A 20,134-nucleotide genomic window follows, 5' to 3' on the forward strand; every position below is an offset into this window, starting at 1 on the left:
CGCCTACGTGGGGCTGTCGTCCTCGCCGATGTGGTGGATGCGTACGAGGTTGGTGGAGCCGGCGACTCCGGGCGGGGATCCCGCGGTGATGACCACCACGTCGCCCTTCTCGCAGCGCCCGAACTTCAGGAGCAGCTCGTCGACCTGGCGGACCATGGCGTCGGTGGATTCGACGTGCGGGCCGAGGAAGGTCTCCACGCCCCAGGTGAGGTTGAGCTGCGAGCGTGTGGCCCGGTCCGGGGTGAAGGCGAGCAGCGGGATCGGCGAGCGGTAGCGCGAGAGGCGGCGGACCGTGTCGCCGGACTGCGTGAAGGCCACGAGGAACTTGGCGCCGAGGAAGTCGCCCATCTCGGCGGCGGCGCGGGCCACGGCGCCGGCCTGGGTCCGGGGCTTGTTCCGCTCGGTCAGCGGCGGAAGGCCCTTGGCGAGGATGTCCTCTTCGGCGGCCTCGACGATGCGGCCCATCGTGCGGACCGTCTCGATGGGGTACTTGCCGACGCTGGTCTCGCCGGAGAGCATCACCGCGTCCGTGCCGTCGATGACGGCGTTCGCGACGTCCGAGGCCTCGGCGCGCGTGGGGCGGGAGTTGTCGATCATCGAGTCGAGCATCTGGGTCGCGACGATGACCGGCTTCGCGTTCCGCTTGGCGAGCTTGATGGCGCGCTTCTGGACGATCGGCACCTGTTCGAGCGGCATCTCGACGCCCAGGTCACCACGGGCGACCATGATGGCGTCGAAGGCGGCGACGATGTCGTCGATGTTCTCGACGGCCTGCGGCTTCTCCACCTTGGCGATGACGGGGAGGCGGCGGCCTTCCTCGTCCATGATGCGGTGCACGGCCTCGATGTCGCGTCCGCTGCGGACGAAGGACAGGGCGATGACGTCGAATCCTGAACGCAGGGCCCAGCGCAGGTCCGCCTCGTCCTTCTCGGAGAGCGCGGGTACGGAGACGGCGACGCCGGGGAGGTTGAGTCCCTTGTGGTCGGAGACCATGCCGCCCTCGACCACGGTGGTGGTGACGCGGGGACCATCGACCGCGGTGACCTCCAGGGTCACTTTGCCGTCGTCGACGAGGATGCGCTCACCGGGGGTGACGTCCTCGGCGAGGCCGTCGTAGGTCGTGCCGCAGGTCTGCCGGTCGCCCTCGACGCCCTCCTCGACGGTGATGGTGAACTCGTCACCCCGTTCAAGGAGTACAGGTCCTTCGCTGAAGCGGCCGAGGCGGATCTTCGGGCCTTGAAGGTCCGCGAGGACGCCGACGCTGCGGCCGGTCTCGTCGGAAGCCTTCCGTACGCGCTGGTAGCGCTCCTCGTGTTCGGCGTACGTGCCGTGACTGAGGTTGAAGCGGGCCACGTCCATTCCGGCTTCGACCAGTGCCTTGATCTGGTCGTACGAGTCGGTGGCTGGGCCCAGGGTGCAGACGATTTTTGCTCGGCGCATGCTTCGAGCCTAGGCCTTACCGGCCGGTAGAGAATTGGCTGGGCATGACTACTCAACAACCTTTGCGTGAAAGGTTATTGACAAGTGTTGAATTGTGCGGGGCGCTGCTCTGATGAGCGATTTACCGGGCGCCCCGCGGTGTAAATCCCTTCCGTGGCTACAGCTGCGGCGGTGTCATCGTGAAGCGCGCGTTGACCTGTGCGTAGACGTGTTGCCGCTGGGGTTCGAGGTCGAGGGGGGCGGCTTCCTGGCCCATGTCGGCCGCGCCGCCGTACGCGACGGTGCGCATGGCGGGCGTCGGGCCGCCGTAGCCGTACGGCTGGGCGTTCTCGGCGCCGATGTCGGCGAGCTCGACGAGGGCGGCGAGCGTGGTCCCCAGCGCCTGCGCGTACTCCCGGCCCCGCTGCACCGCTTCCCTGACCGCGTGCTGGCGGGCTTCGCGGTGGGTGGGCGAGTCGGGGCGCAGGGCCCAGTAGGGGCCGTCGACGCGGGTCAGTTCGAGGTCCGCGAGGCGTGTGGTGAGCTCGCCGAGGGCGGTGAAGTCGGTGAGCTCGGCGGTGATGTGGACCCGGCCGTGGTAGGCGCGGACGCGTTCGCCGCGGCCGTGCTTGGTCAGTTCGGGGCTGATGGAGAAGGCGCCGGTCTCCAGCGTCTCGACGGATTCGCCGTACGTCTTCACGAGGTCGATGACGGTGGCGTTGCGGCGCGTGAGGTCGTTCAGGGCGTCGCGCCGGTCGGTGCCGCGTGCGCTGACGGTGATGCCGATGCGGGCGATCTCGGGGTCGACCTCGAGGTGCGCCTCGCCCTTGACGGCCAGGCGGGGGGCGCCGGGGGTGCCGTAGGGGGCCGGGGTGGGGGTGGTCTCGGGGTTGGTCTCGTCCATGCGGCCACTCTCGCACTGGGGGGCGGCACCGGACAGACATCGGGACACGGCACCGGACAGTCATCGGATCGAAACCTGCGGGGTCTGTTGCCGATGGGGCGGTCGGGGTCAGAATCTACGCGCGTTACATCGATCGGTCATGGGTCCAAGGGGAGTACGAAATGCCGCTGAACCGCCGGAAGTTCCTGGGCAAGTCCGCCGCCGCCACGGGCGTGGCGCTCGCGGGCGGCGTGGCCGCCGCGCCCTCCGCATCGGCGCAGGCGCCCGGGAAGCCCGCCAAGCGGAAGAAGCGGTACTCGTTCACCGTCATGGGCACGACGGACCTGCACGGCAACGTCTTCAACTGGGACTACTTCACGGACAAGGAGTTCGACGACAAGGACCACAACGACGTGGGCCTTGCGAAGATCTCCACCCTCGTGAACGAGATCCGCGAGGAGAGAGGCCGCCGCAACACGCTTCTCATCGACGCGGGCGACACCATTCAGGGCACCCAGCTCTCGTACTACTACGCCAAGATCGACCCGATCACCGCGGAACGCGGCCCGGTCCATCCGATGGCGCAGGCGATGAACAGCATCGGCTACGACGCCGCGGCGCTCGGCAATCACGAGTTCAATTACGGCATTCCCGTTCTGCGGAAGTTCGAGGAGCAGTGCGAATTCCCGCTCCTCGGCGCCAACGCCCTCGACGCGAAGACGCAGAAGCCCGCTTTCCCGCCGTACTTCATGAAGCGCCTGCGCACCCCGCACGGCCGCGACGTGAAGGTGGCGGTCCTGGGTCTGACGAACCCCGGCATCGCGATCTGGGACAAGGCGAACGTCCAGGGCAAGATGACGTTCCCGGGTCTGGAGGAGCAGGCGGCGAAGTGGGTGCCGAAGCTGCGGTCCATGGGCGCGGACGTGGTGATCGTGTCGGCGCACTCCGGTTCCAGCGGCACGTCCTCGTACGGCGACCAGCTCCCGTACATCGAGAACGCGGCAGGTCTGGTGGCCGAGCAGGTGCCCGGCATCGACGCGATCCTGGTCGGGCACGCGCACACGGAGATCCCCGAGTACTTCGTGGAGAACAAGGAGACCGGCAAGAAGGTCGTCCTGTCCGAGCCGCTGAAGTGGGGCCAGCGCCTCACCCTCTTCGACTTCGACCTGGTGTGGGCCAAGGGCCGCTGGACGGTGGAGAAGGTGGGCGCGGAGGTCCTCAACTCCAATACGGCGGCGGAGGACGCGAAGGTCACCAAGCTCCTCGCGGACGAGCAAAAGAAGGTCGTCGCGTACGTCAACCAGGTCATCGGCACGTCGACGCAGGCGATGAGCACGGCCGAAGGCCCGTACAAGGATGTCGCGATCATCGACCTGATCAGCCATGTCCAGGCGGAGACGGTCAAGGAGGCGCTCAAGGGCGGCCAGTACGCGGCGCTCCCCGTGCTCTCGCAGGCCTCGTGCTTCTCGCGCACGGCGGGTGTCCCGGCGGGCGAGGTGACGATCAAGGACGCGGCGGGGCTCTACCCGTTCGAGAACACCCTTGAGGCGCGGCTCATCACGGGTGCGCAGCTGAAGGCGTACCTGGAGTTCTCGGCGCGCTACTACGTCCGAACGGCGGCCGGCGCCCCGGTGGACCCGGCGAAGCTGACGAACGCGGACAACATCCCGGACTACAACTACGATGCGCTGTACGGCGTGACGTACGAGATCGACATCGCCAAGGCCGCGGGCTCGCGGATCGTGAAGCTGAGCTTCGACGGCAAGGAGATCGACCCGAAGGCCGAGTTCGTGCTCGCCGTCAACAACTACCGTGCCAGCGGCGGCGGTAACTTCCCGCACATCGCGGGCGCCAAGCAGCTGTGGGCGAACTCGGACGAGATCCGGAACACGATCATCCAGTGGGTGCAGGCGAAGGGCACGGTCGACCCGGCCCGGTTCGCGTCGGTGGACTGGAAGCTGACCCGGGACGGCACTCCGGTCTTCTGACCTTCAGCTCTTGAGGGGTACCAGGTTTCCGCGCTGCTCGCCGATGAGGCCGGCGGCGGTGCGGGCCTGGGATTCCTGGAGCCCGAAGCTGGTGAACGCGGTGCGCTGCGGCAGCGGGTATGGGGACGCCCCCGTCAGGGTGTTGAGGATGGTGGCGCTGCGCCAGGCGGCGAGGCCCAGGTCGGGGGCGCCGACGCCGTGGGTGTGGCGCTCGGCGTTCTGTACGTAGACGTTGCTGCCGCCGCCGGTGATTGAGGGGTCGAGGACGAGGCGGTACTGCTCGTCGACGCGGGGGCGCTCCGAGGAGTCCCGGCGGATGTAGGCGTCGAGGCCCGCGAGGAGCTGGTCGAGCGGGCGCTCGCGGTAGCCGGTGGCGAGGACGACCGCGTCCGTGGTGAGGCGGGAGCGGGTGCCCTGCTGGAGGTGTTCCAGGTGGAGTTCCACGCGGGTGGTGGCGACGCGGCCCGCGGTGCGCACGGAGACACCGGGGGTGAGGACGGCGTCGGGCCAGCCGCCGTGCAGGGTGCGCTGGTAGAGCTCGTCGTGGATGGCGGCGATGGTGTCGGCGTCGATGCCCTTGTGGAGCTGCCACTGACGGGGGACGAGGCCGTCGCGCATGGATTCGGGCAGGGAGTGGAAGTAGCGGGTGTAGTCCGGCGTGAAGTGCTCCAGGCCGAGCTTGGAGTACTCCATGGGCGCGAAGGCCTCGGTGCGGGCGAGCCAGTGGATCTTCTCGGCGCCCACCGGGCGGTGCTTGAGCAGGTCGAGGAAGACCTCGGCGCCGGACTGGCCCGAGCCGATGACGGTGATGTGGTCGGCGGCGAGCAGCCGGTCGCGGTGCAGGAGATAGTCCGCGGAGTGGATCACGGGGACGGTGGGGGCGTCCGCGAGGGGCTTCAGGGGTTCGGGGACGTGGGGCGCGGTGCCGACGCCGACGGCGATGTTCTTCGTGTACGTCCGGCCGAGCGCCTCGGCCTCCCCCTCGGCGTCGAGCTGCGTGAAGTCGACCTCGAAGAGGTCCCGTTCGGGGTTCCAGCGCACGGCGTCGACCTGGTGCCCGAAGTGCAGTCCAGGCAGGTTCTCGCTGACCCAGCGGCAGTACGCGTCGTACTCGGCGCGCTGGATGTGGAACCGCTCGGAGAAGTAGAAGGGGAAGAGCCGCTCGCGGCTCTTGAGGTAGCTGAGGAAGGACCAGGGGTTTGCCGGGTCGGCGAGGGTCACCAGGTCGGCGAGGAAGGGCACTTGGAGGCTTGCGCCGTCGATGAGGAGCCCCGGGTGCCAGTGGAAGCCGGGCCGCTGTTCGTAGAAGGCGGCGTCGAGACCGGCCAGGGGCTGGGCGAGGGCGGCGAGCGAGAGGTTGAAGGGGCCGATGCCGATGCCGACCAGGTCCCGGGGTTCCTCGGGTGTGGTGAGCGGCGGGGCGGGCTTGTCGTTCTGGCCGGTCATCGGGGGGTGGTTCCTTCCACGAGCTTCAGCAGCTCGGCGAGGTCGCCGGGCCGGGTGTGGGGGTTGAGCAGGGTGGCCTTGAGCCAGCGGCGTCCGTCGATCCTGGCCCGGCCGAGCACGGCGCGGCCTTGGCCGAGCAGCTCCCGGCGGACGTACGCGATGTGGTCGTCGTCGGCGCCGACGGGCCGGAACAGGACCGTGCTGATGACGGGCCGGTCGTACAGCTCGAATCCGGGGTGCGCGGCGACGAGCGCGGCGAACTCCAGTGCCTGTGCGCAGACTTGATCGACGAGGTCACCGATCCCCTGCCGCCCGAGGGCCTTGAGGGTGACGGCGATCTTCAGTACGTCGGGCCGCCGCGTGGTGCGCAGGGAGCGGCCGAGGAGGTCGGGGAGGCCCGCTTCGGTGTCGTCGTCCGCGTTGAGGTAGTCGGCATGGTGGCCGAGTGCCGCGAGGTCGCGTGCGTCGCGGACCAGGAGGAGGCCGGCGGCGACGGGCTGCCAGCCGAGCTTGTGCAGGTCGAACGTGACGCTGTCGGCGCGCTCCATGCCGTGCAGGAGCGCTCTTCGTACGTCGCTGAAGAGGAGCGGACCGCCGTACGCGGCGTCGACGTGCAGGCGGGCGCCGTGGTCCGCGCAGAGGTCGGCGATCTGGCCGATGGGGTCGATGAGGCCTGCGTCGGTGGTGCCCGCGGTGGCGGCGACGAGGAACGTGCCCGGCGGTCCCGTGAGTTCGGACAGCGCCTCGTCGAGCGCGGCCGGGTCGAGGACACCGGCGGGCGCGGGGACGGTGACCGGTTCCGGCATGCCGAGGAGCCAGGTGGCGCGGCCCAGCGAGTGGTGGGCGTTCTCCCCCACGACGATCTGGACGGGGCCGTGCGCCGCGGTGCGCTCGCGGGCGAGGAGCAGGGCGAGCTGGTTGGACTCGGTGCCGCCGGTGGTGACGAGGGCGTCTCCCCTGCCGGTTCCATAGGCCTCTGCCGCGAGGGCGCGGGTGACCAGGGTCTCGATCTCCGAGGCGGCGGGGGCCTGGTCCCAGGAGTCCATGGAGGGGTTGAGCGCGGACGCGGCCAGGTCGGCGGCGACGGCCAGGGCGAGCGGCGGGCAGTGCAGGTGGGCGGCGCACAGGGCGTCCGCGGGGTCGGCCGCGCCTTCGGCGAGCGCGTGGACCAGCGTGCGCAGGGCCGCTTCGGCGCCTTCACCCTGGTCGGGCAGGACCTCGCCGGTGGCTTCGCGCACCCGGGCGGCTACGGCGGTGGGGCCGCCCGCGGGGAGCGGCCCACCGCGGGCGGTCTCCCCGGTGCGCAGGGCGTCCAGGGTGGCGGTGAGCAACGGCCGCAGCGCGTCGGGTCCTTGGGCTCCTCCGGCGAGGGGCGGCGGAGTGCTCATGGGCGACGTCCTTCGGGTGCGCGCGAACGGGGTCACCAGCCTGTCTGCCGAGCAGACGGCACGCCCGGAGAGCTCAACGATCCAGACCCGAAAGTGGTACTGCCGTGCGGAGAAAGCGTGTCGGCGCGGGCAGGGCTGCTAAGCGCTCCGCACGGGTGGGCGGGATTCGACTGCGGGTGCTTTGTCGCTGGTCGCGCCGTTTCTCGCGCCCCCTTCGGGGCGCTCTTGGCTCAGGCTTGTGTCTCTCTGACCCGCAATGCCCTTGCCAGGTCGTCCAGTTGGTCGGCCAGCTTGCGGCGTAGGGCGGGGATGGGGGCGGCGTCGCGGAGGCACTCCTCGCCCAGACGGAGCGTCTCGGCGTCCACCGAGGAGGCGGGGAAGGCCCACCGTCCGGCGACGTCGGCGATGGCGGGGCCACGCCGGGCCGCGAGGGCTACCGCGTCCTCGTAGTAGCGGGGGATGTACTCCCGTACGAGATCGGCCTGTTCGGGCTGCCAGAAGCCCTGGGCGGTGGCGGTGAGGAGGTAGTTGGAGAGGTCGTCGGAGGCGAACATCGACTCCCACGCGCGGCGCTTGGCCTCCGGGTCGGGCAGCGCGGCACGGCAGCGGGCCGCGCCTTCCTGCCCGGTGGCGCTGGGGTCGCGCTCCAGCTCGGCGGCGATCGCGGACTCGTCGGCCCCGCCGAGGACGGCCAGGCGGGTCAGGACGCGCCAGCGCAGCTCGGGGTCGAGCTCGGGGCCGCCGGGGACGGTGCCCTCGGTGAGCCACTCCTGGAGCGGGTCGGGCCGCGTCGCCACGTCGATGAAGCCGCGCACGGCGGTGAGCCGCAGGCCCGGGTGTGAGCCGTCCTCCGTGCGCCGGATCAGGTCGCGGCACAGCTCGGTGAGGGTGGTGAGGGCGGTGGTCCGCAGGTCCGGGGGCAGGAAGCGGCCCGCGACGTGGGTGGTGGCGAAGGCCAGGACGCCCTGGACGAGGGCGAGGTCGGTCTCCTCGGGGAGATGCGCGCGGGCCGTCTCGAGGTAGGTGGTGCACTCGAGTTCACCGTCGCGGACCATGTCGCGCAGGCTGTTCCACAGGACGGCGCGGGTGAGGGCGTCGGGGACGCGGGAGAGGCTGCGCAGGGCCGTCTCCATCGAGGCCTCGTCGAGGCGGATCTTGGTGTACGTGAGGTCCTGGTCGTTCGGGACGATCAGGGCGGGGCGCCCGCCGTCACGCGGCGGCGCGGAGGACCCGGAGTGGGGGACGTCCGTCTCGTACCGCTCGCGCAGGACCAGGCCCTGGGTGTCGGTGAGGTCGCGGTCGTATACCCCGACGGCGACGCGGTGGGGGCGGCTGCCTTCGCGGTCGACGGCGAGGGTCCACTCCCGGGCGTCGTGCGTGACCGTCGACGTGAGCGTGTCGACGCCGGTCGTGCGCAGCCAGGCCTCGGCCCATCCGTGCACGTCGCGGTCGGTGTTGTGGGCCAGGGAATCGATGAAGTCGGCGAGCGTGGCGTTCGCGAACTTGTGCCGGGCGATGTGGGTGTTGATGCCGGCGAGGAAGTCCTTCTCGCCCAGCCAGGCGACGAGTTGGCGCAGGGCGGATGCGCCCTTGGCGTACGAGATGCCGTCGAAGTTGAGCATCGCGGACGCGGTGTCGGGCACGGCATCCGGGTCGGGTGCGACGGGGTGGGTGGAGGGGCGCTGATCGGCGTCGTACCCCCATGCCTTGCGGGCGACGCCGAAGTCGGTCCAGGTGTCCGTGAAGCGGGTGGCTTCGGCGGTGGTCTGGAAGCCCATGTACTCGGCGAAGGACTCGTTCAGCCAGATGTCGTCCCACCACCTGAGGGTGACGAGGTCGCCGAACCACATGTGGGCCATCTCGTGGGCGATGACCATGGCGCGGGTCTGCCGCTCGGTCTCGGTGACGGCGGAGCGGTAGATGAACTCGTCGCGGAAGGTGACGAGTCCGGGGTTCTCCATCGCGCCGGCGTTGAACTCCGGGACGAACGCCTGGTCGTACGAGTCGAAGGGGTAGGGCTCCTCGAACTTCTCGTGGTACCGGTCGTAGCACGCGCGCGTGACGTCGAGGATCTCGTCCGCGTCGGCCTCCAGGAAGGGCGCGAGCGAGCGGCGGCAGTGGATGCCGAAGGGCAGCCCGCGGTGTTCGGTGCGGACCGAGTGCCAGGGTCCTGCGGCGACGGCGACGAGGTACGTGGAGATCAGCGGGGTGGGCGCGGCCCGCCACGTACCGCCGCCCACGTGCTCGGTCACGCCGTTGGCGAGGACCGTCCAGCCCTGCGGGGCGGTGACGGTCAGCTCGAACACGGACTTCAGGTCGGGCTGGTCGAAGGCGGCGAAGACGCGCTGCACGTCCTCCATGAACAGCTGCGTGTACGTGTACGTCTCGCCGTCCGTGGGGTCGGTGAAGCGGTGCATGCCCTCGCCGGTGTGCGAGTAGCTCATGGCCGCGTCGACGCGCAGTTCGTGCTCGCCCGCGGTGAGTCCGGTGAGCGCGAGCCGGTTCTCGACGAGGCCCGCCGGGTCGAGCGGCCGCCCGTCGAGGGTGACGGAGCGCAGCTCGGCGGGCTTGAGCTCGACGAAGGTGTCGACCGTGGCCGGGGGCTCCCCGAGCGCCGTGAACCGGATGACGGTGCGGGAGTCGAAGTTCTCGGCTCCCCGGGTCAGGTCGAGCTCGACCGTGTACCGCTGGACGTCGATGAGACCGGCTCGGCTCTGCGCTTCGTCGCGCGTCAGTACGGACATGGGTCCATGCTGCCCGATGTCACTGACAAGCGGTCCTGCTGGTCCCCGTCACGACGACTTGGCGATCGTCTCGTGGTGGCGGATGACCTCGGCGATGATGAAGTTCAGGAGCTTCTCGGCGAACGCCGGATCCAGCTTCGCGTTCTCCGCGAGCTGACGCAGCCTGGCGATCTGGCGGGCCTCGCGGTCCGGGTCGGCGGGCGGGAGGTGGTGGTTGGCCTTGAGATGGCCGACCTGCTGGGTGCACTTGAAGCGCTCGGCGAGCATGTGGACGACGGCCGCGTCGATGTTGTCGATGCTGTCGCGCAGGCGGGCGAGTTCGGCGCGCACGGCCTCGTCCGCGGTCCCGGCCCCGTTCGCGTCACTCGTGTGGCTGGTGGTCATGGTCCACGAGCCTACGTTGCCGGTCCTTCGCCGCCGACGGCGGAAGAGCGCAAAATCGGCGGGTGGTCGGGGTCGGGAATCTGCTGCGACCAGCCGCCGGGGACCGTGCGTCCCTGCTGTTCGCGGAAGCGGACGGGCGCCATTCCCACGCGGCGCGTGAACAGCCGCGAGAAGTACGCGGGGTCGTCGTATCCGACGCGGCGCGCGACGGCCGCGACCGGCAGCTCCGTGGCGGCGAGCAGCTCCTTGGCGCGCCCTAGGCGGATGCCGAGGAGATAGTCCTTGGGGCTGCAGCCCGCGCCCCTGCGTACCGCCGTGCGCAGTTCCGCGGGTGTCATGCCGTGCCGTGCCGCGTGTTCGGCGACGGAAAGTGGCTGGAAGGCGTCGCGGGCCAGGGACTGCAGGACCGGGTCGCCGTCGGGGGCGATGTCGGCGCGGGCCCGGCGCAGCGCGACGAGGAGTTCATGGACGGCGGCGCCCGTCTCGACCTCCAGGAGCGGGTTGCCGCGCCGTGCCGCGCGCGCGATGCGCCCGACGGCGGCCCGCGCGCCGGTCGCGTCCGAGAGGGGCACCACGGGCCTGCTGGGTTCTATGTAGCCGAGTTCGGTGTACGTCGCGGTGGCGGGCCCTGTGAAGTCGACGAAGCACTCGTCCCAGCCGCTCTCCGGGTCGGGTCCGTAGTGGTGGCGCACTCCGGGGGTCAGCCAGATCAGCGCGGGCGCCGTCACCGTCGTACGTCTTCCGTCGGGCCCCTGGAACCAGCCGCCGCCCGCGCTCACGACGACGGCGACGTGGTGGTCGAGGGTGCGCGGGCCCACGGTCGGCAGGACGCCGTGCTGCAGGCCCACCCCGAGGCAGGCGAGGCCGAGGCGGTGGTGGGCCGGGCTCGGCGTGAAATACCGCATCCACGTGTGGTACATCCGCTTTTGCCCCTTCCGTCCGGGCCGCGGCCCGCTCGCTGCGTCCAACCCGCCTAGATCTTTGTCCATGGACCCTGCCGCCCGCCAGAGGTGATCGTGGCTGATCAGTGGTGAGCGAGAGGGATTCAGGGACACGATGAACGGCTTCAGGGTGGGCGAGGACGATTTCGAACTGGACGGGCGGCCCGTACGGCTGCTCTCCGGTGCGCTGCACTACTTCCGGGTGCACGAGGCGCAGTGGGGCCACCGCCTCTCGATGCTGCGCGCGATGGGGCTCAACTGCGTGGAGACGTACGTCCCGTGGAACCTGCACGAGCCGCGCCCGGGAGAGTTCAGCGACGTCGAGGCGCTCGGCCGCTTCCTGGACGCCGCCCACGACGCGGGCCTGTGGGCGATCGTCCGGCCGGGGCCCTACATCTGCGCCGAGTGGGAGAACGGCGGCCTTCCGCACTGGCTGACGGGCGCGGTGGGGGCACGCGCGCGTACCCGCGACGCGGAGTACCTGGGGCATGTGGACCGGTGGTTCGGCCGCCTGATGACGCAGGTCGTCCCGCGCCAGCACGACCGGGGCGGCCCCGTGATCATGGTGCAGGTGGAGAACGAGTACGGCAGCTACGGCTCGGACCAGGTCTACCTCCGCCACCTCACCGAGCTGCTGCGCTCCGAGGGCGTGAGCGCGCCGCTGTTCACCTCCGACGGCCCCGAGGACCACATGCTCACCGGCGGGTCCGTCCCCGGTGTCCTGGCGACGGCCAACTTCGGCTCGCAGGCCCGCGCGGGCTTCGAGACGCTGCGCAGGCACCGCCCCAAGGGGCCGCTGATGTGCATGGAGTTCTGGTGCGGCTGGTTCGACCACTGGGGCGCCGAGCACGTCGTACGGGACGCGGCGGACGCGGCGGACGCGTTGCGCGAGATCCTGGAGTGCGGGGCCTCGGTCAACCTCTACATGGCGCACGGCGGCACGAACTTCGCCGGGTGGGCGGGGGCGAACCGGGGCGGCGGCGCGCTGCACGACGGCGTCCTGGAGCCGGACGTCACCTCGTACGACTACGACGCGCCCATCGACGAGTTCGGGCGTCCCACGGAGAAGTTCTGGCGCTTCCGTGAGGTGCTCGCCCCGTACGCGGAAGGCCCGCTGCCGGAGCTGCCCGCACCGCCGCCCTCGCTCGGGGAGCACGCCGCGGCCGGCCTCGCGCAGTGGGCACCCCTGTCCGCCGTCATGGAGTCGCTCGGCGGCCCCTTGGCGGAGTACGCCGTACCGCCCACCTTCGAAGAGCTCGATGTCGACCGCGGCCTGGTCCAGTACTCGCTGACGGTGCCCGGCCCGCGGCGGCCGTACCCGCTGAGTGTGCGAGGGCTGCGGGACCGGGCGGTGGTGTACGTGGACGGGGTGCGGGCCGGAGTCCTCACCGAGGAGGAGCCGACCCTGCCCGAGCCTGTCGCGGGGCACGCGCGCGTGGAGCTGTGGGTGGAGTCCCTGGGGAGGGTCAACTACGGGCCACGGACCGGCGAGGCGAAGGGCGTCACCGGTGGGGTGCTGCATGAGCGGCAGTACTTGCACGGGGTGAGGGCCAGGGGGCTGCGGCTCGACGCGTTCTCCTCGGCGAAGGCCGTGCGGGCCGTTCCGGCGGCCGGAGAGGCACCGAAGGGTCGGCCCGGCCTGTACCGCGGCACGGTCGAGGTGCGCGGACCTGGCGACGCGACCCTCCAACTCCCCTCCTGGACACGGGGGTTCGCGTGGGTGAACGGCTTCAATGTGGGCCGCTACTGGTCGGTGGGCCCGCAGACCTCGCTGTACGTCCCCGGGCCGGTGCTGCGGGAGGGTACGAACGAGGTCTGGGTGCTGGAGCTCGAAGGGACGGATGCGGGAACGGTCTCCCTCTCCCCGATCCCGCCCCTCGCGCTCCCCCTCCCTCTCCCCCTCCCCGGCAGCGACATCTAGCGGATCCGCCGAAGTCTTCCTGGAAAGCCGGAGAGCCGGAGAGGCTGTTCACAGCCTCTCCGGCACCCTCACCCTCAGACCTCGCGTACGTCGAAGGCGTCCAGGACGAACTCCGCGGTGCCGTCGTCCCCGCTCTTGCGCAGCCCGACCCAGGCCTCGCCCTTGGCAGGGGCGGTGAACTCGTAGGTCAGGACCGTCGGTTCGGTCGCGACCGGCAGCTCCTTGCGGTCGATCTCACGGGCCGCGGGCTCATCGACGGCGGTGATCCACGCGTACTGCCCCGCCTTCTCGTTCTCGTACCGGAAGGAGACGCGGTAGCGCTTGCCCGCCTCGAAGCGGGCGGTGTGCGGAACGGTGCGGTAGACGAGCCCGGCGTTCTCGCCGCGGGACTTCAGGGACTGCCCGCCGTCGATGACGTCGTCGATCACCTTGCCGTTCCAGCCGCGCTGCGTGTACGGGGAGTGCCGTTGCGCGATGTGCGTACGCGGGTCGGTGACATCCCCCGCGTCCCCCTTCACGAACGGCCCCCAGCCCTGCGGCACCTGCTCGAAGTCCTCGGAGGCGATGCCTTCGGGGGCGCCGCCACGCGTCACGGAGACGATGCGTACGTTGTCGAAGCGCACGCGCGCGTGGCCCGCGTCGGCCCGGAGCGTCAGCTCGGCCGGTCCACCGCCCTCGGGGACGGTGAAGGGCACGAACATCCGCTGGAAGCGGGTGCCGTGCTTGCGGTCGGCCGCCACGTAGTTGCCCGCCGTGGAGGTCCGCGTCCAGTTGGCCGCGGTGACACCGTCGGCGGTGCGCACTTCCAAGGTGGCCTTCCGCTCGTCGCCGGCCTTCTCGCCGACCTCGACCTGCACGGAGGCGACGTACGCTCCCGCCTTCAGGCGGCGCAGCCGCTGACCGACGGCGGCCTTGCCGCCCGACGCGACGACGAGTTCGTGGTCACCGAGCTCGCTGAGCTCGACGGATGCGGGCCCGGTGACGTTCCAGCCCCGCAGAGAGCCGGAGTTGAAACCGGGGTCGTGCAGAGGTGTGGCCTGGCCCCAGCCGGGGTCGGGCAGTGCGGCGGCGCGCCGACGGTAGAGGACGTAGGGCTGCTTGGCCTTGGCGTCGATGGTCACCTTGCCGCCACGCACCGGGACATCGGCGACGAAGACCCGCCCTTGGTCGGTGAGCCGATACAACGCGACCTTGCCGAGCCCGGCCCACCCTCGCGGCAGCTGCCAACTCCCCTTACCACCCTTGGGGTTGTAGTGGTAGAGCTTGCCGGGGTCGGTGGCCTTGCGGGGCTCCCAGGGAAGCAGATAGCTGCCGCCGTCGTAGACGACTCGGCCATCGGTGACGATCCGACGGGTGCCGCCGGTGTCGGAGACCTTCGTCCCGCCCGCCCCGAAGAAACTGATCTCGTGCTCGCCCCAGGTCTTGATGGGATAGGCCTGGAGATACTTCGCGGGCAGCGAGTCGGTCCAGATCAGATCGTAGAAATAGGTCCAGTCGGTCTTGCCGACCCACCCTTCGAAGTTGCCCATGCGAGCAATGCCCAGAAGGGTCGGCCACTTGTCGGCGAAAACATCCTTCTGGTGGTTCCGGATGAAGCGGATCAGGCGGGAATTGATGCCCCGCGAGGTATCGGGACCGTAATCCGGTTCCGTCGCCCAGTGCGACCAGACCGACGAGCGCTCGAAGCCGTGCCCCCATTCACTGGTGACGATCCAGCCCTGCTCGCGCAGTGCGCGCTGCAGCCGGTCGGAGGTCCAGCCGGACTCACGGAACACATCGATGTAGAGAGCGTTGAGCGCGCCGTCGGCCTCGTCCCGCAGATCGGCGAACCGCTTGACGATGTCGCCCGACACCAGGTCCCGACGCTGATCGATGCGATAGCTCTGATCCAGCCAGTCCCACTGCTCATTGGCCTTGTCGACGAGTTTTTCGGAGAAGGCGTTCGCGACGGGATAGGACTCCGTGGCGTTCACATGCACGCTGAAGTCGCTGTTCCACTTCTTGCCTTCCCTGACCAGGGTATTGAGGTCTTCGAGCCCACCCGCACGCGTGTTGTAGTTGCCCGCGTAGTCGGGATGCGCGGAGTCGTGCCCCTCGGACTGATAGCCCTTGAGCAGCGTGTACTGCCGCAGGCCGTCCGTGGCCAGGTGGATCCGCTTGACGTTGTCGAGCGTGGCCAGAAACGGATTCGTCGCCTGCGAGGCGAAGTTGAACGGAATGTGCGGGACGACGCGCAGATGCTGCTCGTCCGCGCCGAGCGGCTTCACCATGATGTCGCGGAACGCGATGGCGGCGTCCTGCCAGTCGACCTTGCCGTCGCCGTTGCGGTCGCCGGTGATGACGACGGTGGCGTACGGAAGGGGCTCGGTGTCGCCGACGGCCGCGGTGGCCGCGCGGTGCGTCCACTGGCCGGGGACGAGCCGGGCCTCCACGTACCCGCTCTTCCTGACGGTCTCCCGCCACAGCCTGCCGTTGTCCCAGGTCGTTCCCGCCTCGGTGGTGGGCTTGTCGTAGACGGTGTTGGTCTCGACGGCACCACCCAGCGCGTCGTGCGCGACGACGGCGTAGGCACATCCGGTGGCCGCCTCAGCGGCGGTGTCCGGGATGAGCTTGACCTCGGTGTCCCCGCTCTTGGCCTTGTCGAGCTGGACCTTGGCCGCGAGGAGGGTGGCGCCCGGCTGATCGCTGCGTACGGAGAGAAGGGCGAGGCCGGGGATGCGGAGGGTGCCGACGCGCAGCGCGTCGCTGTCCTCGATCTCCGTGACGCGCCACTGCACTTGGCGCCCCTCGACGGCGATCTCGACGGTGATGGCGGTGCCACCGCCGAGCGCGAGGACGTACGCGACACGGTCGTCCCCGGTGGTGACGGTCACCTTCGGGGTGTGCGTCACGTCGTCCACCAGGAGCGTGGTGACGGCCTCCGGCTGCGCGTACAGGACCGCCTTGGTGGCTCGGTCCGTGTACGAGACGACGCGGGGGAAGTCCGTGGCGACGCGCACCTCGAGGTCGGCGGAGCGGATCACGGCTTCGCCGGCGGCAGCGGGCCTGGCCGAAGCGGGCGCGGCGCCCCCGAGGCCGACGGCGACGCTGACACCGGCCAACGCGCCCGTGGCGACTACGGCTCTGCGGCTTGGACCGGACGTGTCTGACGGCTGCATGGCACCCCTCCGTGGGACGGATCTCGGTGCGGTCACCCTGCGCCGGAAGGGACTTGTGCGCCCATGGACAAAGGAGAGTCAGGACTTGGACCTTTCCCACCCACCCAACCGACTACCCCGCGGTCCCCGCGGTGGGACCCCAGCCGTAGCGTCTCGACCCCCACGCGCCCGCGGTCGGCATCGAGACGCGAGGGGACGTGCCGGTATGTCCGCCCGGAGCACGGCTCGCGGCGCTCCGGAGCCGAAGTAGCTACGCGGGCACCGGACGATAGCGAGGACGGACATACCGGCACGGCCCCGCACCCACAGACGGACCCCGCCCGCTGCACGACGCGGCCCCACAAAGAAAACGCGGGGCCCAACCACACTGGTCAGACCCCGCGTCCAGCGGAAACTCAGAGCTCCGACGCCGCCTTCTCTATGTCACCGGCGAACGTCGACACCTCGGTGTAGACCCCGGGGAACTTGGGCCGCGCACACCCGTTGCCCCAGCTGACGATGCCGACCTGGACGTACTCCCCGGCCTCGTCCTTACGGAACATGGGGCCACCGGAGTCACCCTGGCAGGTGTCCGTGCCGCCCTCCGCCAGCTTCCCGGCGCAGAGCTCCTCACCGGGGGTGAGGTCGGCGCCGTACGCGGCCTCGCAGTCCGCGTCGCTCACGAACGGGACCTTCGCCTTGAGCAGGTAGCGCTGCTGCTGGCCACCCTCCTTGTCGGCACCCCAACCGGCGATGTCGAAGTCGCCGTTGTTGAGCTTGTCGTCCTTGGCGATCTTCAGCGTGGGCTGGTCGATCGGCTTCTCGAGCTTGATGAGCGCCCAGTCCTTGCCCTTGCCGTTGTAGCCCGGCGCCTGCAGGACCTTCGTGGACTTCACGGTGATCGCGTCCGGGCTCTCCAGGTCCACGACACCACCGGTGGCGGTGATGCTCGTGTTGTCGCCCGAACCGTCCACACAGTGGGCGGCGGTCAGGACGATGTCCTGGGCGTACAGCGCGCCGCCACAGCCCATCGACAGACGGACCATGAACGGGAACTCGCCCTGCTCGGCGGGGGTTCCACCGACGATGCGCTCACCCGGGGTGGGGCCGGGGTGCGGGGCCGCTGACGCGGCGACGGGCTGGAGACTGACGGCGGCGAGGGCGATGGCACCGAGGGTGGCGGCTCTCTTGACTCCACGCAGCTTGGTGTTCAACGGGCTTCCCTTCGTGGGGGGTTCGTGGGGGGTTGCACGCGTGGCGGGCCCCTGCCGTCCCCACAGGATGCCCAGGGATGGCATGAGCCCGCCAAAGCGTTGTTGCGGATTATGGAGATCGGTGTCCGCATAGAGCAAGGGGCGGTTTTCGGCCATGGGCCCGCGTGTGGGCTGGTTCGGGATGCGGGGATGCGCCTTACAGTGGAACGGAGTTGAGGCGAGCCGAGCCAACTCGAACCGTCTTCTGGGGGTGCGCGCGTGGCGGACGGCGGGCCGGTGGTGCACGGCTACCCCCACCTGGAGACGGTGCGCTCCGCGATCACCGCGCTCTACAAACGCTTGTCGTACGACACCGTCCACACCTTCGAAACCAGCATCGCCCCCGCCGACGTCGCCTTCTCCGACCAGGACGACCTCTATCTCGGCGTGCAGCGGGTGGCCCGCGAGATGGTGCGACACCTCCGGCTGCCGGACGCCCGCATGATCGTCAGCTTCCGCGAGATGGAACACGCCGCGTACGTCGAACTGGCCGCGGGCCCCGAGTACTTCATCGAACTCAACGACCGGTTCCGCACGCACCGCAGGGACATCGGCGCGGCACTCGCCCACGAGGTCATGCACGTGTATCTGCACCGGCTCGATCTGGCGTTCCCCGGCACCCGCGACAACGAGATCCTCACGGACACCGCCACCGCCTACCTGGGGGCGGGGTGGCTCCTCCTGGACGCCTATCGGGAGGACGGCGCCTCGTCACAGAAGCTCGGGTATCTCACGCCGGAGGAGTTCGGGTACGTACTGGCCAAGCGGGCCATCGCCTTCGGTGAGGCGCCGGAGACGTGGTTCACCAGCGCGCAGGCGTACACCGCCTATACGAAGGGTCTCGCCCAGGCCCGGCGCGACGAACAGCAGCCGCCGCTGACGGCTGCGGGGTGGGCGGGGCGGCGGCGGTACGCGAAGGATCGGCGGTACGCGCAGGAGCGGGGCTCCGGTGGAGCGGGGGCTGGGGCTGGCGCTGGGGTTGGTGTGGGTGCCTCGTCCCGGGGTGGGGCGTACTCGTTCTCGCTCGAGTCAGGCGGGGCCGAGCCCCTGCGGGTCTCGTTCCCCTGCCCCACGTGTCAGCAGCGGATCCGGCTGCCTGCCCGGGGGCGGATGCGGGCGCGGTGCACGCTGTGCCGGACGGTGCTGGAGTGCGACACGTGAGGCGTGCCTGACTTGGCGGTGGCCTGCAGGTCCTAGCTAGCCCCAGTGCGTGGGGCGTGACAGGGACGGGGGCAGCTTCGTCTCTGCGTCGCCCTTTGCCGCGTTCACCTGCGACTGGGTCAGGAAGATGCTGCCGGTGAGGTCCGCGCCCCGCAGGTCCGCGTCCCGGAAGTCCGCGCCGATCAGGTCGGTTTGGCGGAGGTCCGCGCCGCGGAGATCGGCGGCGATGAGGTAGGCGCCGCGGAGGGTCACGCCTCGGAGGTCGGCGCCCTTGAGGCGGGCGCCGAAGAGGTCGGCTCCTCGGCGGTCCTTCTTCTTCCGGCGGATGTCCGCGCGCACGAGGTCGCTGGTGCGCAGAAGGAGGACGTTGACGTCCTCACGGTGTGCGGCCACGTCCGTCTCAGCCATGGCGGCGGGGGTGCCCTGGGTGAGGTGCTCGGTCTTGTCAAGGGCGCGCTGCAGCTCGGCGCTGATCGGGCTGGCCTGCGGCAGGGTGAGCGCCTCGGTCAAGTACCAGAGCAGTTCGTGGAGTTGGCGCATCACCGGGAACACGTCGAACATCTGGCGGGCGGTGCCGGGGTCCTGGCGCCAGTCGGTGCCGCCGTAGGTGGACTGCGAGACCTTCTGTCCCGCGCCGAAGCAGTCGTAGACCGTGCAGCCCGAGAAGCCCTTCTGGCGCAGGTTCTGGTGGATGCCGCAGCGGAAGTCCTGCTGGAGGTTGGTGCAGGGGGTGCCGGCGGCCTTGTTGACGGGGAAGTCCGAGGACTTGGAGAAGGTGAGCGCCACGCAACAGAGCCCAAAGCAACTGCCACAGTCGGCCCGAAGCTCCTGCCGGTCATCACCGACAAGGGGCAACAACTGACGCTGCTGGGGCTGGGGGTGCTTCTCAGGCATCAGGGTCTCCCTCGGGCCTTGGCTGGTACGGGCACGGTCCGCGTGGGGGCGGGGCCGCGCCGGTATGTCCGACCTCGGGTGCGTGCGTGCAGCGGCGGGGTCTGTCTGTGGGTACGGTGCCGCGCCGGTATGTCCGTCCTCGCTATCGTCCGGTGGCCGCGGGGCTACTTCGGCCCCGGAGCGCCGCGAACCGTGCTCCGGGCAGACATACCGGCACGTCCCCTCGCGAGCGCTGCCGACTACAGGTGCGTCGCAATCTGCCGATGCTCCCTCCCCCACCCCGTCTGTGCGAATCGCCGACCCCATCCGCACCCTCTCCCCACACCATCCGCAATGCGAATCCCCCACCGCCCACCCACCCCTCGGCACTGCGGGGCAATCGGGCGGGTGGGTGGGAAAGGCTTGTTCGTTCAGGTGAGGATGCGGGGTGAACGGGCGGGTGGGTGGGAGAGGCCTGTTCGGCGGCGGGTGCTGCGGGGGCCGGTGAGAGCGGGGCCCCACCCCGGCAGCGGGGTACGGCCCCCACTGCCGAGCGCACGCGCTACGCCGCCCGGCGCCCCGCGCCCCCGCTGGGG

Annotated in this window: 13 protein-coding genes; 3 read left to right on the plus strand and 10 right to left on the minus strand. The window is 70.4% G+C overall.

From position 1 onward, the window contains the following. Positions 1 to 3: 3 nt before the first annotated feature. Both pyk and ABD378_RS30895 read right to left on the minus strand, forming a co-directional pair. Positions 4 to 1,440, minus strand: coding sequence for a pyruvate kinase (gene pyk / locus ABD378_RS30890; protein ID WP_344526161.1), 1,437 nt, complete (start codon positions 1,438 to 1,440; stop codon positions 4 to 6). 157 nt (positions 1,441 to 1,597) lie between these two features. Beyond that, positions 1,598 to 2,323, minus strand: a complete 726-nt coding sequence (locus ABD378_RS30895) for an SIMPL domain-containing protein (RefSeq protein WP_344526163.1) — start codon at positions 2,321 to 2,323, stop codon at positions 1,598 to 1,600. A 161-nt stretch (positions 2,324 to 2,484) separates the two neighbouring features. On the opposite strand from ABD378_RS30895, the gene ABD378_RS30900 reads away from it, so the two are divergent. Beyond that, on the plus strand, positions 2,485 to 4,290 hold the full coding sequence (locus tag ABD378_RS30900; protein WP_344526165.1) for a bifunctional metallophosphatase/5'-nucleotidase: 1,806 nt from the start codon (positions 2,485 to 2,487) through the stop codon (positions 4,288 to 4,290). 3 nt (positions 4,291 to 4,293) lie between these two features. On the opposite strand, the gene ABD378_RS30905 is transcribed toward ABD378_RS30900, so the two are convergent. The 5 genes from ABD378_RS30905 to ABD378_RS30925 form a co-directional block, all read right to left on the minus strand. Next, on the minus strand, positions 4,294 to 5,736 hold the full coding sequence (locus ABD378_RS30905; RefSeq protein ID WP_344526167.1) for a lysine N(6)-hydroxylase/L-ornithine N(5)-oxygenase family protein: 1,443 nt from the start codon (positions 5,734 to 5,736) through the stop codon (positions 4,294 to 4,296). Beyond that, on the minus strand, positions 5,733 to 7,124 hold the full coding sequence (locus tag ABD378_RS30910; protein ID WP_344526169.1) for a pyridoxal phosphate-dependent decarboxylase family protein: 1,392 nt from the start codon (positions 7,122 to 7,124) through the stop codon (positions 5,733 to 5,735). The genes ABD378_RS30905 and ABD378_RS30910 overlap by 4 nt, the downstream gene beginning before the upstream one ends. A 230-nt stretch (positions 7,125 to 7,354) precedes the next feature. Next, entirely contained in the window at positions 7,355 to 9,868 is a 2,514-nt protein-coding gene (gene pepN / locus ABD378_RS30915; RefSeq protein WP_344526171.1) for an aminopeptidase N, read from the minus strand. A gap of 48 nt (positions 9,869 to 9,916) precedes the next feature. After that, positions 9,917 to 10,252, minus strand: coding sequence for a chorismate mutase (locus tag ABD378_RS30920; RefSeq protein WP_344526173.1), 336 nt, complete (start codon positions 10,250 to 10,252; stop codon positions 9,917 to 9,919). Between the two features lie 11 nt (positions 10,253 to 10,263). Beyond that, positions 10,264 to 11,172, minus strand: a complete 909-nt coding sequence (locus ABD378_RS30925) for a helix-turn-helix domain-containing protein (protein ID WP_344526175.1) — start codon at positions 11,170 to 11,172, stop codon at positions 10,264 to 10,266. A gap of 136 nt (positions 11,173 to 11,308) precedes the next feature. On the opposite strand from ABD378_RS30925, the gene ABD378_RS30930 reads away from it, so the two are divergent. Next, entirely contained in the window at positions 11,309 to 13,114 is a 1,806-nt protein-coding gene (locus ABD378_RS30930; RefSeq protein WP_344526177.1) for a glycoside hydrolase family 35 protein, read from the plus strand. A gap of 74 nt (positions 13,115 to 13,188) precedes the next feature. Here the strand turns inward: ABD378_RS30930 and ABD378_RS30935 are convergent, their stop codons facing one another. Then, a complete protein-coding gene (locus ABD378_RS30935) occupies positions 13,189 to 16,272 on the minus strand; it encodes an endo-alpha-N-acetylgalactosaminidase family protein (RefSeq protein ID WP_344526179.1) in 3,084 nt (1,027 codons plus the stop codon). 395 nt (positions 16,273 to 16,667) lie between these two features. Further along, the gene (locus ABD378_RS30940; protein ID WP_344526181.1) at positions 16,668 to 17,465 is read right to left on the minus strand and encodes a S1 family peptidase; all 798 of its coding nucleotides are present in this window, start codon (positions 17,463 to 17,465) and stop codon (positions 16,668 to 16,670) included. A gap of 258 nt (positions 17,466 to 17,723) precedes the next feature. Here ABD378_RS30940 and ABD378_RS30945 point away from each other — a divergent pair, with 258 nt between their 5' ends. Further along, positions 17,724 to 18,665, plus strand: coding sequence for a hypothetical protein (locus ABD378_RS30945; RefSeq protein ID WP_344526183.1), 942 nt, complete (start codon positions 17,724 to 17,726; stop codon positions 18,663 to 18,665). 36 nt (positions 18,666 to 18,701) lie between these two features. Here ABD378_RS30945 and ABD378_RS30950 read toward each other — a convergent pair whose 3' ends face one another. After that, a complete protein-coding gene (locus ABD378_RS30950; protein ID WP_344526185.1) occupies positions 18,702 to 19,559 on the minus strand; it encodes a pentapeptide repeat-containing protein in 858 nt (285 codons plus the stop codon). Positions 19,560 to 20,134 lie beyond the last annotated feature (575 nt).

This window comes from Streptomyces rectiviolaceus (genome assembly GCF_039533825.1).
Taxonomy (GTDB): Bacteria; Actinomycetota; Actinomycetes; order Streptomycetales; family Streptomycetaceae; genus Streptomyces; species Streptomyces rectiviolaceus.